This window comes from Vibrio sp. (genome assembly GCF_047973365.1).
In the GTDB taxonomy this organism is placed as follows: domain Bacteria; phylum Pseudomonadota; class Gammaproteobacteria; order Enterobacterales; family Vibrionaceae; genus Vibrio.
The window spans coordinates 1-13,188 of sequence record NZ_JBKEBW010000097.1 but is presented as its reverse complement, the minus strand read 5'-3'; the positions used below and the strand labels follow the sequence as shown (position 1 = coordinate 13,188).

Genomic DNA, 13,188 nt, shown 5'->3' with positions numbered 1-13,188 from the left:
AGTCCGCCGTTCTACCGACTGAACTAAGGGGGAATTGTTTTTATCTATCTGAAACAGATAAGTTTTTAATCATGGTGCCGACTACCGGAATCGAACTGGTGACCTACTGATTACAAGTCAGTTGCTCTACCTACTGAGCTAAGTCGGCTTTATCAATAAGTAGCGTAATACTTATCAATGAAAGTGGCTCCCCCTGCAAGACTTGAACTTGCGACATACGGATTAACAGTCCGCCGTTCTACCGACTGAACTAAGGGGGAATTGTTTATCTCTTAACAAGATAATTGTGAAAGAATGGTGCCGACTACCGGAATCGAACTGGTGACCTACTGATTACAAGTCAGTTGCTCTACCTACTGAGCTAAGTCGGCGCAAATATTCTTTCTGTTGCTCGTTGTAAACACCAACAACTTAAATATGGTGCCTCGAGGCGGAATCGAACCACCGACACGAGGATTTTCAATCCTCTGCTCTACCGACTGAGCTATCGAGGCAACGGGGTGTATTAAAAGGTTTTTCGCATTTAACGTCAACACTAAATTGCAAAAAAAATGTCGTTTGTTGCTTTTCTATACTTAGTGACTCGTTTTTGCCCATTTTCGTTAATAAATAGCGGGGAGTTCTGTTAATAAAGGCGTATTGAGAGTGAGTTAAAACTGACATTTGCCAGCAAATAACAGTACTAACTTGTATAAAGCACCTACTTCAAGCCTGTCTTTGACAGTGGGTTTTTGTTCGTTACTCAGAAATGAAAAAAGTCAGAAATGAAAAAGCCAAGTCTTGCGACTTGGCTTTAAAAGTGGCTCCCCCTGCAAGACTTGAACTTGCGACATACGGATTAACAGTCCGCCGTTCTACCGACTGAACTAAGGGGGAATTATTTGTACGTCATCGTGATGACTGCACCAAATAATGGTGCCTCGAGGCGGAATCGAACCACCGACACGAGGATTTTCAATCCTCTGCTCTACCGACTGAGCTATCGAGGCAAAAGAATGGTGCCGACTACCGGAATCGAACTGGTGACCTACTGATTACAAGTCAGTTGCTCTACCTACTGAGCTAAGTCGGCACACTAATATTCTTATATGCACATTGATGTCTTAAGACACCAACAATCAAATTGTGGTGCCCGGAGGCGGAATCGAACCACCGACACGAGGATTTTCAATCCTCTGCTCTACCGACTGAGCTATCCGGGCAACGGAGCGCTATTAAACGGATTTTCCTTCTCTGCGTCAACTTGTTTTTTATAAAAAAATTAAAAATCGTGTTGTTTGCTGATGTTTTGAGCTGATCGATCACTTTTTATCACAGTATGATCACTGTGTGCGGAATTCTTTCTTATATTTTGTCACTTTTTCCAAGTAACGACGTGATTCAGCATTGGGATGTTTTTGGGTCAGCGCCCAGTAAACTTGATTCGGTTGCAATGAGTTAAGGTCGGACATTGCGCGTTTTCTGTCTCTGCTGAAGGTATTTAGCACCCCACCTGTACCGCCGTTGTAGGCAGAAATCATGCTGTATTCAAGAGAGGTTGGGTTACGCACATCTTTTAAGTAGCGTGTTTTCAGGATGTGGAAATAGGCGGTACCCGTATCAATGTTGTTTTCCGGATTAAACAGATATTCAGGTGTTGGCTGACCAGATTTATTTTTCACGAGCTTATACACGTCACGACCAGCCGTTTTAGGCACCACCTGCATCAAGCCATAGGCGTTTGCCCAGCTTACCGCATAAGGGTTGAAGCTGCTCTCGGTTTTGATGATGGCGTAAATCAGATCTTCAGGGATGTTATATTTTCGCGATGCTTTTTGTACTATGTTGGCGTACTGATAACTGCGGATCTCGATTTGATCTTCTACCATCGGAATTTCAACGTAGTAGGCTTTTTTGAAATCGACTTGCTTCACTTTGATCTGATTAGCAATCAGATAATCAGCAAAACGATTTGCCCGCCAGCCCCATTGAATTGGCTGCTTGTCTTGATCTAATACTTGGTTGTATAGGAACGGTTGTCCTTTTAATTCAATGTCTTGAGAGGAGAAAAGGTCAACACTCATCGGATCGTCAGGAGTGAGCAAAGTGGTGACAATCGCTCTTTTTAAGTGTTCTTCCGGATCGGTAGGAGAGACGGTTTCGACAACGATTTTACCTTGTTGGAAGTTTACTTCAGCGCGGCTTAGGTAGTTATCAATGTATTTTACGTAGTTGCTTTTACCTGCCACTTTTATTTCACGGCTACCCCAACGCTTTTCAATATTGCCGGAAAAGCTATTGATGAGCGCATCAAGTGCCGCTGTATCTTTTTCAAATTGCCCCGGAAGCTGGGCTAAGTTTTTGGCGAAGCGGTTAGTCGGCTCGTAGTTGACATCGTAAATACTTTCAACAAATTCGCGACTACATCCAACCAGCATTAGGGCAATTATACAGTAAGCAAACTTTCTCATGCGCTCCTCAAGGTATCAGGCAATAACATAAAAATGACATCCAGAGATGTCATTTCAGACGGATGACAAACCCAATATTGTCCTGCGAATATTGTCATTCCTGCGAAGGCAGGAATCTAAACCCCAGCATCATGCGCAAGAGCGAGATCCCGGATAAATACTGCGTATTTTCCGGGATGACTGATATAGAACGAACATCGATTTTGGCAATAAACTCAAATGATTAAATGGGTTTGTACCCGCTTATTGGCTTGGCGGAGTGTAGCCTTCAATGTGTACATCTTTGCCTTCAAATAAGAAGTTCACCATCTCTTGTTCAAGCAATTTACGATGCTCAGGATCCATCATGTTGAGTTTTTTTTCGTTGATCAACATAGTTTGCTTATGTTGCCATTGTCCCCAAGCTTCCTTCGATATATTGTCGAAAATACGTTTACCGAGTTCACCTGGGTAAAGCTGAAAATCTAAACCATCAGCTTCTTTTTCTAGTCGAGCACAAAATACCGTGCGGCTCATAAGGATTTCCTCTTAAATTAAATCTCATACTGAAGGCTTTGCAGTAATTGTTTGACTGGTGCTGCTAAGCCAACTTCTTCAGGTTTGTTTAAGTTATACCAAAGACCTTTGTTTGCTTCCATTACCATATCTGGTTTGGTGGATAGTTCTAGCAAAACCGGCGTGATATCCAAGTGGTAATGGCTAAAAGTGTGGCGAAAAGCGATCAGTTGCTTCTTCAACAGTATTTGCTTTTCTTGGACTGCTCGTTTATCCAAAACCGTTTCAATCGTCGCATCACCATTTTCCGGAAAACAGAACAGTCCTCCCCAAATACCGCTTTGCGGACGCTGTTCAAGCCAAACCTCATCGCCGTGGCGCAGAATTACAAACCAGGTTTCTTTTTCAGGCTTGGTGGTTTTGGGCTTTTTACCCGGGTAATCAAGCGGGTTCCCTTGTTGTTTTGCCTGACAAAACTCTTCAACCGGACACAAGCTGCATTTGGGTTTTGAACGGGTGCAGATCATCGCGCCCATATCCATCATGGCCTGATTGTATTTATCGACATCTTGCTGCGGTGTATGCATTTCCGCATATTGCCACAGTTGGTTTTCAACCGTTTTTTTGCCCGGCCATCCTTCAATGGCAAAGCTGCGAGCTAATGTTCGCTTAACGTTGCCATCTAAAATAGCGTGTGGTTGTTGGTGGACGGAAGAAAGCACGGCGGCGGCGGTCGAACGACCGACACCGGGCAGAGCATTCATCGCTTCTATGTCAGTTGGAAACTCACCGTTGTATTGCTGAGCAACGGTTTGGGCTGCTTTATGTAGGTTACGAGCGCGCGCGTAGTAACCAAGCCCTGTCCAGTAATGGAGAACTTCATCTTGTTCGGCATTCGCCAGATCAGTCACCGTTGGAAAGCGCTGCATAAAACGTTGGTAATAGGGGATAACGGTAGCAACTTGAGTCTGCTGGAGCATAATTTCCGACAGCCAGACGCTATAGGCGGTTTTATTTTGCTGCCATGGCAGGGTTTTACGCCCGTAGCTGTCATACCAAGTGAGAATTGCCTTAGCAAAAGGGGTCACGACTTTACTCATCTCTATTAATTAAAATTATCAGGCAAAATTGCACCACAGAATGGTCTGGATGTAAAACAGACAAAAACTACGGGTATTTGTATTGATTTGAGCAACAATAAAGCTTGCACCCAAAGTAATTCTTTGGATAATCACAGCCCTCAAACTCAAGACTAATTTTTATACAGGCAATATCAATGAGTGAAGTAACCACTAACGAGTTCACTGAAGATGGCAAAATCGTTCGTCGAATTCGCAGTTTTGTTCGTCGTGAAGGTCGTTTAACTAAAGGCCAGGAAAACGCGATGAAAGAATGCTGGCCAACTATGGGTATCGAATATCAAGCGAGCCTGCTCGATTGGCATCAAGTATTTGGCAACAATAACCCAGTGGTTTTAGAAATTGGTTTCGGCATGGGCGCGTCTTTGGTTGAAATGGCAAAGAATGCGCCAGAGAAAAACTTTATTGGTATTGAAGTGCATAGCCCGGGTGTTGGTGCTTGTTTATCAGCCGCTCGTGAAGTTGGCGTAACTAACCTGCGTGTTATGTGTCACGACGCGGTAGAAGTCTTCGCCAATATGATCCCTGACAACAGTCTGCATACATTGCAACTGTTTTTCCCAGATCCTTGGCACAAGAAACGTCATCACAAACGTCGTATCGTTCAGCTAGAGTTTGCTGAAATGGTTCGTCAAAAGTTGATTGTCGATCAGGGTATCTTCCATATGGCAACTGACTGGGAAAACTACGCAGAGCATATGATTGAAATCATGAATCAAGCTCCGGGTTTTGCCAACATTGCGCAAGATGGTGATTACATCCCACGCCCCGATGAACGTCCGCTAACCAAGTTTGAACAGCGTGGTCACCGTCTTGGTCACGGTGTGTGGGATATTAAATATCAGCGCGTTAGTTGACATTTTCGGATAAAGAAAAGCCAACATAGTGATGTTGGCTCGGACTGATGACAAACCCAATATTGTCTTGCGAATATCGTCATTCCTGCGAAGGCAGGAATCTAAACTCCAGTGTCATGCACAAGAGCGAGATCCCGGATAAATACTGCGTATTTTCCGGGATGACGAGGTTGAAATTGAATGACAGTAAATTTATTCCTCTTCCACCATAAACGCTTCAAGCAGGTCGTTTAGGAAAAGCTTTCCTTTCTCAGTAATTTGCCAGTGGGTGGCATCTTCACTTAAATAGCCCAACTTCAACGCCCAGTGAATGGTTGGCTGAATTACATTCAAATCTAAACCTGTCGTCGCACTAAAATCGGCTTTCGGGCAAGGCTCGATCAATCTGAAACGATTCATAAAGAACTCAAAAGGACGCTCTTCATCAGCGACGATTTGCTCTGAATCCAAGTATGGTTTAGTCAGGTTTTGATATGCTGCCAGATAACCTTTCGGATGCTTGACTTTGGTGGTGCGAACAATGCGGCCATCGCTAAAACTCAGTTTGCCGTCAGAGCCACAACCAATGCCGAGATAGTCACCAAATCGCCAGTAGTTGAGGTTGTGCTGACATTGATAACCGGGCTTGCTGTAGCCAGATATCTCATATTGCACGTAACCGGCTTCAGTGAGTTTGTTATGACCTAATTCAAAGATATCCCACAGTGCATCCTCATCAGGCAAGGTTGGCGGTTTGAAGTAAAACAGAGTATTAGGTTCAATCGTCAGTTGATACCAGGATAAGTGTGGTGGATTGAGCGCGATAGCTTGATCAAGATCGGCCAACGCTTCATCAATGGTTTGCTCGGGTAAACCATGCATCAAATCTAAGTTGAAGCTCGTGAGTCCAATGGTATGTGCCAGATTTGCCGCTCGCAAAGCTTCATCTTTACCGTGAATCCGACCTAAGCGTTCTAATTTTTCAGGTGCAAAACTTTGCACACCAATTGAGATACGAGTAACACCTGCTTTTCTGTATCCGGCAAAGCGTTCGGCTTCAATGGTTCCCGGGTTGGCTTCCATGGTAATTTCAATATTGGACTTAAACGCAATGCGTTGTTCGATGCCTCTTAGCAAACGTTCGATCCCTTGCGCTGAAATCAGGCTTGGCGTACCTCCGCCGATAAAGATCGAATGCAGTTGACGCGGATCACCAGCAAGCTGATAACGTGCGATATCGCGATCAAGATCTTCAAGCAGAGCATTAATGTAGTGATCTTCCGGGATCTCGGCTTTTAAAGCATGAGAGTTAAAATCACAATAGGGGCATTTTTGTACACACCAAGGGATGTGTACATAAAGGCTAAGATCAGGCGGTGTTAACATTCATGTTGCTCTTCAATCGCTTGGAAAAGCTTTTGCAATGCTTTCGCTCGGTGCGAGAGCTGCTTTTTCCGTGCTGGCTCTAATTCTGCTGAAGCGCAGTTCTCTTGTGGAACAAAGAAAATCGGATCATAGCCAAAACCATTGCTGCCATGTGCTTGCTCAAGAATACGACCTTCCCACTTACCGTGACAGACAATCGGAGTCGGGTCGTTTTCATGGCGCATCAGAACTAACACGCAGTGGAAACGGGCAGTACGCTCTGCTTCAGCTACGCCTTGCATTGCGTTAAGCAGTTTTTCTAGGTTCTGCTGATCAGATGCACCTTCGCCAGCGTAGCGTGCTGAATAGATGCCGGGTGCGCCTTGCAGATAATCGACTTCTAAGCCAGAGTCATCAGCAATCGCAGGTAAGCCAGTTTCTTTCGCCGCATGACGCGCTTTGATAATGGCATTCTCAATGAAAGTGGTGCCTGTTTCTGCCACTTCAGAGACATTGAATTCGCTTTGTGCGACAACGTCGAAACCGAAGTCTGCCAGTAGGTCAGCCATTTCGCGAACTTTACCTTGGTTGCCGGTCGCTAATACAATCTTTTTCATTTTCTCTTATCTCTATGTTCGACGTTATTCTTCAACATAAAATTTTTGGCTGAATTTAACTTTGCCTGCGCCTTTATTACCAGCATTAACGTCGATATCAAAGATTAAATCTTCTTCGTTGTTAATCGGAAATTCAGCCAAGTAGTAGATGGCTTCGCCTTCTTTGATTTCGCTAAATTGCAAGTTTCGAATGTTGCCCAGCAAGCTTCTCACATTGCCGGATACTTTTGCTGCAACCGCAGGTTTGCCAAGGGATGAGGTATCCAACACACTGATATTCAAAATAGCAGAATAACCGTTGCGAGTGAGTTGGTAGCTGCGAGCGACTTGCGGGGTTAAAAACGTTGAATTAAAGGCAGAGTAGTGCACTTCAACATTTTTGATGTTCTGAAACTGTTCTGCTGAGCTTGGCAGAGCGATGAAGGTGAGTAGCAGGGCTATCATCCACTGGCGCATGGTCGTTTCCTTATAATAAACTCTCCTCCGGTGAGGGGGGAGTTAGAGGGGGGAACACTATTGAATAATGGCTTGAATTTCTTGCGGTATCTCAGCCGGCGCAATAATTCTGATCTGTTTATGCCGGCCAAGTTCGCCTTTTTCTATTGCTATCAGCCCCTTAGCCACTTTGCATTGTTTGGCTAAATATTTGGTGAGATGGGCATTGGCTTTGCCGTCGACCGGTGGCGCGGTGATCGCTATTTTTAGCTCTTCACCATGCAGACCAACAATGCTGTCACGACTGGCTTTAGGCTGGATATAGAGCCTTAAAACCAAGTCGTCACCATCAAACCAAGCTGCTTTCATTACAGTTGATACCAGATAGGGCCAATGATATCGCCCATCAGGAAGTTAGCGAACTGCAGCACAATAAACAGCACCAATACACTTAAATCAATGCCACCTAGTGCAGGCAGAATACGGCGAATCGGTGCCAGCATTGGCTCAGTTAATTGATGGAATACATATTCAATCGGGCTACGACCCTGGCTAACCCAACTGAGGATCGCGCGAAGTAGTAGTACCCAGAACAGTAGACCACCCGCAGCTTTCACTAGTGATAGCAAACCTAGGAATAGGAAATCTGTGCTAAAGCTTACCGACCCTTTAGAAGCGATAAGAATCAATACAACGAACTTCACTACGCATAATACGTAAGCAAAGAGAACCGTTGCCAAATCAATACTGCCCAGCGATGGAATAACACGACGCAGTGGTGCGACTACTGGCTGAGTGGCCTTGACGATAAATTGAGAAAATGGGTTGTAGAAATCTGCACGTGCCGCTTGTAACCAGATACGTAGAATCACGACCATGATATACAGGTCGAACACGGTGGAGATTAGAAAACTCATAGAATTCATAGAGAGCCCTTAGTTTAATTTGTTTGGGTATTTCCGCTAATTAAAATAGTTTTTCCATCTCTTCTGCTCTTGTTACCGCAGCTTGCATCGCTTTGGCAACAATCTCTGAGAGATGATTTTCGTTAAATGTACGGATAGCTTCAACTGTGGTACCACCTTTCGATGTTACCTGTTCACGTAAGGTGGCCAGCGAGACATCAGGGTTAGCCTGTACCATTTCCGCAGCGCCCAGAGCGGCTTGTTGGACAAGCAGACGCGCGGTTTGTTCATCGAACCCTTGTGCTATCGCTTCTTGTTGCATCGCTTGCATGAAAAGGAAGAAATAAGCCGGAGCACTACCTGCCGCCGCAATCACACTGTTGATGCCAGACTCTTGTTCTACCCAGCAAACTTCCCCCACTGCTGACATCAGTTGTGAGGTGAAATCTTTGTCTGGTTGAGAAACCGAACTTGCCGCATATAACCCAGCCATCCCTTTGTTTACTAGCGAAGGTGTGTTTGGCATCACGCGAACAAGCTGCAATTCTGTCGCCAGCATTTCGTTGAAGCGAGCCACTGAAATACCCGCAGCAATTGAGATCACCAGTTTGTTGGAATAATCGACCGCTTGTAGCGGCGCACAGACTTCAGCCATCATCTGAGGTTTTACCGCCAACACAACCACATCCGCTTCATGGGCAGCAGCAAGGTTATCGCTGGTGGTACGAATGCCGTATTTCTCTTCCAGTGGCTTGCGACGCGTCTCTGAAGGCGCTGTGGCGATGATTTTGTTTGCATCGTAACCGCTGGCAACAAGACCGGCGATAATCGCATGAGCCATATTGCCCGCACCAATAAAAGCGATTGTTCTTTGTTCCATGTCTGCTCTTCTATCCAAATGTGTTAGTGACTATATATAGTCACGTTGACCAAATACAGCGGTACCAATACGAACTATGGTACTGCCAGCTTCAATGGCGGCTTCCATATCACCGCTCATCCCCATCGATAGAGTGTCGATATTCGGTAGTTTTTCCGCCAGTTTGCTTTTCAAGTCCGCCAGTTTGTTAAACGCAGCGATTTGGGATTCATAATCTGAGACATTCTCAGGAATCGACATCAATCCTCTTAACATGAGGTTTGGTAAGCCAGAAATCAATTCAGCCAGTGCAAATACTTCATTTTCGGAAATGCCTGATTTGGATGCTTCACCACTAGTGTTAACCTGAATCAATACCTGTAATGGCGGCAAATTCGCTGGTCTTTGTTCACTGAGGCGCTGCGCAATTTTGGCTCGGTCAATGGTGTGCATCCAATCGAAGTTTTCAGCGATAAGACGTGTCTTATTTGATTGCAGCGGCCCAATAAAGTGCCATTCTAGCTTAAGATCAGGATGATTTTGTTGAAAATACTGAACCTTTTCGACACCTTCTTGCACATAGTTTTCACCAAAACTGCGTTGTCCGGCTTGCGCCGCTTCGAGAACTGCCTCGACAGGTTTGGTTTTACTCACTGCGAGAAGTTGCACAGAGTCTGGAGTACGTCCACACTTTTGTTGCGCACTCTCAATTTGTGAAATGATATCTTTGATATTTTGTTGAATACTACTCATAGCCTGACTCTATTTGGTCAATGGACCCTAAGGAAAATAAATAAATGAATATCGCTGAGTTATTGGATTTTAGTGTAAAGCATAATGCATCAGATCTACATCTTTCTGCAGGTGTTCCGCCTATGGTACGGATAGATGGCGAAGTAAGAAAGCTTGGCGTGCCTGCTTTTACTCATGCAGATGTTCATCGGCTAGTGTTTGAAGTGATGAATGATGCTCAGCGTAGTGAGTTTGAAGAAAAACTCGAAGTGGATTTTTCATTTGAACTGCCGGATGTTGGACGTTTTCGTGTCAACGCTTTTCATCAGGCTCGCGGCTGCTCTGCGGTATTTCGTACTATCCCGACCGTCATACCCACTCTTGACCAGTTAGATGCGCCCGAGATTTTCAGCAAAATTGCCAACTATGAAAAAGGTCTGGTTCTGGTGACTGGACCAACCGGCTCAGGTAAATCGACCACTTTGGCGGCGATGGTTGATTACATCAACAAGAATCACAACAAGCATATTCTTACCATTGAAGACCCAATCGAATTCGTTCATAACAACGATAAATGTTTGATCAACCAACGTGAAGTTCACCGCGATACGCACAGTTTCAAAAATGCGCTGCGCTCGGCATTGCGTGAAGACCCTGATGTGATCTTAGTCGGTGAGCTGCGTGACCAAGAAACCATTAGCTTAGCGTTAACGGCGGCAGAAACGGGTCACTTAGTTTTCGGTACGCTGCACACCAGTTCAGCGGCAAAAACCATCGACCGTATTATTGATGTGTTTCCGGGAAGCGACAAAGATATGGTGCGTTCTATGTTGTCTGAATCGCTGCGTGCGGTGATCGCGCAGAAACTGCTAAAACGTAACGGCGGTGGGCGAGTGGCTTGTCATGAGATCATGCTGGCGACACCTGCAATTCGTAACTTGATCCGCGAAGATAAAGTGGCGCAGATGTATTCGATCATCCAAACTGGCGCAGCTCACGGAATGCAGACCATGGATCAAAACTCCAAACAGCTGATTGCTCAAGGCTTAGTCGAACCGGCCGAAGTACAGAAGAAGATCGAGTCTGAAATCTCTACCTTTTAAGAGCGAATAACATGCAATTGAATCATTACCTTGAAGCGATGACCTCACTCAAAGCGTCAGATTTGTATATCACCGTCGGCGCGCCAGTACTGTTGCGTGTCGATGGCGAGATGCGCCCGCAAGGGGAGAAGCTTTCACAGCAAGAGGTGTTTTCCTTATTACATGAAATGATGGATGCAGAACGCGAGTCTGAGTTTAACGCCTCACACGAAGCGAACTTTGCCATAGTGCGAGGAAACGGACGTTTCAGGGTCAGTGCCTTTTTCCAGCGTGAGCTACCGGGCGCGGTGATTCGCCGTATCGAAACACAAATCCCAACATTTGAAGAATTGCATTTGCCTGTGGTTTTGCAAGATCTTGCGATTGCCAAGCGAGGTTTAGTGCTGGTCGTTGGCGCGACGGGTTCGGGTAAATCTACCACCATGGCCGCCATGACAGGTTACCGCAACCGGAATCGCACTGGGCATATTTTAACGGTTGAAGATCCAATTGAGTTCGTACACGAACATCAAAAATGCATCGTCACCCAGCGTGAAGTGGGTTTGGATACAGAAAGCTACGAAGTGGCCTTGAAGAACTCGCTGCGCCAAGCGCCAGACATGATTCTGATTGGTGAAATCCGTAGCCGTGAAACCATGGAATACGCAATGACCTTTGCCGAAACCGGGCATTTGTGTATGGCAACCTTGCATGCCAACAACGCCAACCAAGCGTTAGAACGTATTCTTCACCTTGTACCTAAAGAACAAAAAGAGCAGTTCTTGTTTGATTTGTCGATGAACTTGCGTGGCGTAGTCGGGCAACAGCTTATTCGTGACAAAAATGGTAAAGGTCGTCACGGTGTGTTTGAGATCTTACTCAATTCTCCTCGCATTTCGGATTTGATTCGCAAAGGTGAGTTGCATGAGTTGAAATCGACAATGGCGAAGTCGCAAGAAATTGGCATGCAGACCTTCGATCAAGCGTTATATCAGTTGCTGGTGGAAGAGAAGATCACTGAACAAGATGCAATGCACAGTGCCGATTCAGCCAATGACTTACGCATGATGCTCAAAACTCAGCGTGGAGATGCTCCAAGCTCAAGTTCACTGGCTAATGTGAAAATCGATATGGGGTGATTTTTTAGTTCTCCCCCTTTTGAAGGGGGAGCTAGAGGGGTTAAAGTTCACTGAACTTATTCATCTTAATTAAGTGTAGTGGTACAGTGAATTTGGCCACCTGAATAGAGGTGTTAAGATACACCTCAGAGACAAACAGGTGATTTTATGACAAATCGTACAAGACGCACTTTTAGTGCGGAATTCAAACTTGAAGCAGCACAATTAGTAACAGAGCATGGCTATTCGGTTATCGAAGCCGCTAAAGCAATGAATGTAAGTCAATCAGCAATGGATCGCTGGGTACGGCAACTCAAGCAAGAGCAACGAGGCATTGCACCGAAAGCCTCTCCACTTACGCCAGAACAAATAGAAATCCGCGAGCTGAAGAAGAGAATCGCCAATCTTGAAGAACACAACGATATTTTAAAAAAGGCTACAGCTCTCTTGATGTCGGACTCGCTGAACAATTCTCGATAATCGAGAAACTCAGGAAGAGCTTTAGTGTAAAAACGTTATGCCATGTGTTCAGTGTTCATCGTAGTAGTTATAAATATTGGCGAAACAGAGACAGGAGAATGTCACCAGAACAAGCTGAGTTACGCTCGATAGTCAGTGAAATGCATGAAGCAAGTCAAGGCTCAGCAGGAGCACGTACGATTGCTGATATGGTTACTAACATAAAGGGAATATCTCTTAGTCGCTATCGAGCGAGTAAGCTGATGAAATCTCTTGATTTGGTGAGTTGTCAGTCACCTAAGCATAAATATAAGAAAGCAGAACAAGAGCACTTAGAAATAGCTAACCATTTAGGGCGTCAGTTCGCCGTTACTGCACCAAATCAGGTTTGGGTTGGTGATGTAACTTATGTGTGGTCGGGTAATCGTTGGATGTATCTGGCTGTTGTGATAGACCTGTTTGCACGTAAGCCAATTGGTTGGGCGATGTCTTTATCACCAGACAGTAAGTTAACGGGCAAAGCATTAACGATGGCTTTTGAATCCAGAAGGTCTCCAAAAAATGTTATGTTCCACAGTGATCAAGGTAGTCATTACACAAGCAGATATTATCGTCAGATGCTGTGGCGTTACCAAATTAAGCAAAGCTTATCGAGACGCGGAAATTGCTGGGACAACGCACCGATGGAACGCTTTT

13 protein-coding genes, 8 tRNA genes and 1 pseudogene are annotated in these 13,188 nt (G+C 45.1%); 4 read left to right on the top strand and 18 right to left on the bottom strand.

Annotated elements, in window-relative coordinates; translation table 11 throughout:
• Positions 1–72: 72 nt before the first annotated feature.
• From ACK5MF_RS13000 to mutY, 11 genes are all read right to left on the bottom strand, one after another.
• A tRNA-Thr gene (locus tag ACK5MF_RS13000) sits at positions 73–148 on the bottom strand.
• 36 nt (positions 149–184) lie between these two features.
• Positions 185–260: transfer RNA gene (locus ACK5MF_RS12995), tRNA-Asn, on the bottom strand.
• Between the two features lie 35 nt (positions 261–295).
• Positions 296–371 (bottom strand) — tRNA-Thr (locus ACK5MF_RS12990).
• Between the two features lie 47 nt (positions 372–418).
• Positions 419–494: transfer RNA gene (locus ACK5MF_RS12985), tRNA-Phe, on the bottom strand.
• A 306-nt stretch (positions 495–800) separates the two neighbouring features.
• Positions 801–876: transfer RNA gene (locus ACK5MF_RS12980), tRNA-Asn, on the bottom strand.
• Between the two features lie 37 nt (positions 877–913).
• Positions 914–989, bottom strand: a tRNA-Phe gene (locus tag ACK5MF_RS12975).
• 7 nt (positions 990–996) lie between these two features.
• Positions 997–1,072: transfer RNA gene (locus tag ACK5MF_RS12970), tRNA-Thr, on the bottom strand.
• Positions 1,073–1,126: 54 nt separating this feature from the next.
• Positions 1,127–1,202 (bottom strand) — tRNA-Phe (locus ACK5MF_RS12965).
• 120 nt (positions 1,203–1,322) lie between these two features.
• Entirely contained in the window at positions 1,323–2,450 is a 1,128-nt protein-coding gene (gene mltC, locus ACK5MF_RS12960) for a membrane-bound lytic murein transglycosylase MltC (RefSeq protein WP_416922865.1), read from the bottom strand.
• A gap of 243 nt (positions 2,451–2,693) precedes the next feature.
• Positions 2,694–2,966: an oxidative damage protection protein gene (locus ACK5MF_RS12955; RefSeq protein ID WP_416922863.1), complete on the bottom strand. Its 273-nt coding sequence runs from the start codon at positions 2,964–2,966 to the stop codon at positions 2,694–2,696.
• A gap of 17 nt (positions 2,967–2,983) precedes the next feature.
• On the bottom strand, positions 2,984–4,033 hold the full coding sequence (gene mutY, locus ACK5MF_RS12950) for an A/G-specific adenine glycosylase (protein WP_416922867.1): 1,050 nt from the start codon (positions 4,031–4,033) through the stop codon (positions 2,984–2,986).
• A gap of 188 nt (positions 4,034–4,221) precedes the next feature.
• On the opposite strand from mutY, the gene trmB reads away from it, so the two are divergent.
• The gene (gene trmB, locus ACK5MF_RS12945) at positions 4,222–4,941 is read left to right on the top strand and encodes a tRNA (guanosine(46)-N7)-methyltransferase TrmB (RefSeq protein WP_416922861.1); all 720 of its coding nucleotides are present in this window, start codon (positions 4,222–4,224) and stop codon (positions 4,939–4,941) included.
• A gap of 192 nt (positions 4,942–5,133) precedes the next feature.
• On the opposite strand, the gene hemW is transcribed toward trmB, so the two are convergent.
• Genes hemW through ACK5MF_RS12910 form a run of 7 tightly spaced genes read right to left on the bottom strand, consistent with a single transcriptional unit; the run spans position 5,134 to position 9,854 of the window.
• Positions 5,134–6,306, bottom strand: a complete 1,173-nt coding sequence (gene hemW, locus ACK5MF_RS12940) for a radical SAM family heme chaperone HemW (protein WP_416922859.1) — start codon at positions 6,304–6,306, stop codon at positions 5,134–5,136.
• Positions 6,300–6,902 (bottom strand): XTP/dITP diphosphatase, encoded by a 603-nt coding sequence (locus tag ACK5MF_RS12935; RefSeq protein ID WP_416922857.1) that lies wholly within the window; start codon positions 6,900–6,902, stop codon positions 6,300–6,302. The genes hemW and ACK5MF_RS12935 overlap by 7 nt, the downstream gene beginning before the upstream one ends.
• Before the next feature lie 24 nt (positions 6,903–6,926).
• Entirely contained in the window at positions 6,927–7,358 is a 432-nt protein-coding gene (locus ACK5MF_RS12930) for a DUF4426 domain-containing protein (RefSeq protein WP_416922855.1), read from the bottom strand.
• A gap of 57 nt (positions 7,359–7,415) precedes the next feature.
• On the bottom strand, positions 7,416–7,706 hold the full coding sequence (gene yggU / locus ACK5MF_RS12925; RefSeq protein ID WP_416922853.1) for a DUF167 family protein YggU: 291 nt from the start codon (positions 7,704–7,706) through the stop codon (positions 7,416–7,418).
• Positions 7,706–8,263: a YggT family protein gene (locus tag ACK5MF_RS12920; RefSeq protein WP_416922851.1), complete on the bottom strand. Its 558-nt coding sequence runs from the start codon at positions 8,261–8,263 to the stop codon at positions 7,706–7,708. Before ACK5MF_RS12920 ends, yggU begins: the two co-directional genes overlap by 1 nt.
• 40 nt (positions 8,264–8,303) lie before the next feature.
• The gene (gene proC, locus ACK5MF_RS12915; RefSeq protein WP_416922849.1) at positions 8,304–9,122 is read right to left on the bottom strand and encodes a pyrroline-5-carboxylate reductase; all 819 of its coding nucleotides are present in this window, start codon (positions 9,120–9,122) and stop codon (positions 8,304–8,306) included.
• Between the two features lie 30 nt (positions 9,123–9,152).
• On the bottom strand, positions 9,153–9,854 hold the full coding sequence (locus ACK5MF_RS12910) for a YggS family pyridoxal phosphate-dependent enzyme (protein WP_416922847.1): 702 nt from the start codon (positions 9,852–9,854) through the stop codon (positions 9,153–9,155).
• A 44-nt stretch (positions 9,855–9,898) separates the two neighbouring features.
• Between ACK5MF_RS12910 and ACK5MF_RS12905 the strand changes: the two genes are divergently transcribed.
• The 3 genes and pseudogenes from ACK5MF_RS12905 to ACK5MF_RS12895 form a co-directional block, all read left to right on the top strand.
• Positions 9,899–10,936: a type IV pilus twitching motility protein PilT gene (locus tag ACK5MF_RS12905; protein WP_416922845.1), complete on the top strand. Its 1,038-nt coding sequence runs from the start codon at positions 9,899–9,901 to the stop codon at positions 10,934–10,936.
• An 11-nt stretch (positions 10,937–10,947) separates the two neighbouring features.
• Positions 10,948–12,054, top strand: coding sequence for a PilT/PilU family type 4a pilus ATPase (locus ACK5MF_RS12900; RefSeq protein WP_416922843.1), 1,107 nt, complete (start codon positions 10,948–10,950; stop codon positions 12,052–12,054).
• 147 nt (positions 12,055–12,201) lie between these two features.
• Positions 12,202–13,188 (top strand): annotated as a pseudogene (locus ACK5MF_RS12895) (IS3 family transposase); the annotation flags it as partial.

Excerpts from the sequence above, each read along its gene's own strand:
- mltC (WP_416922865.1), bottom strand. The coding sequence starts at position 2,450 with ATGAGAAAGTTTGCTTACTGTATAATTGCCCTAATGCTGGTTGGATGT.
- ACK5MF_RS12955 (WP_416922863.1), bottom strand. The coding sequence starts at position 2,966 with ATGAGCCGCACGGTATTTTGTGCTCGACTAGAAAAAGAAGCTGATGGT.
- trmB (WP_416922861.1), top strand. The coding sequence starts at position 4,222 with ATGAGTGAAGTAACCACTAACGAGTTCACTGAAGATGGCAAAATCGTT.
- hemW (WP_416922859.1), bottom strand. The coding sequence starts at position 6,306 with ATGTTAACACCGCCTGATCTTAGCCTTTATGTACACATCCCTTGGTGT.
- ACK5MF_RS12935 (WP_416922857.1), bottom strand. The coding sequence starts at position 6,902 with ATGAAAAAGATTGTATTAGCGACCGGCAACCAAGGTAAAGTTCGCGAA.
- ACK5MF_RS12930 (WP_416922855.1), bottom strand. The coding sequence starts at position 7,358 with ATGCGCCAGTGGATGATAGCCCTGCTACTCACCTTCATCGCTCTGCCA.
- yggU (WP_416922853.1), bottom strand. The coding sequence starts at position 7,706 with ATGAAAGCAGCTTGGTTTGATGGTGACGACTTGGTTTTAAGGCTCTAT.
- ACK5MF_RS12920 (WP_416922851.1), bottom strand. The coding sequence starts at position 8,263 with ATGAATTCTATGAGTTTTCTAATCTCCACCGTGTTCGACCTGTATATC.
- proC (WP_416922849.1), bottom strand. The coding sequence starts at position 9,122 with ATGGAACAAAGAACAATCGCTTTTATTGGTGCGGGCAATATGGCTCAT.
- ACK5MF_RS12910 (WP_416922847.1), bottom strand. The coding sequence starts at position 9,854 with ATGAGTAGTATTCAACAAAATATCAAAGATATCATTTCACAAATTGAG.
- ACK5MF_RS12905 (WP_416922845.1), top strand. The coding sequence starts at position 9,899 with ATGAATATCGCTGAGTTATTGGATTTTAGTGTAAAGCATAATGCATCA.
- ACK5MF_RS12900 (WP_416922843.1), top strand. The coding sequence starts at position 10,948 with ATGCAATTGAATCATTACCTTGAAGCGATGACCTCACTCAAAGCGTCA.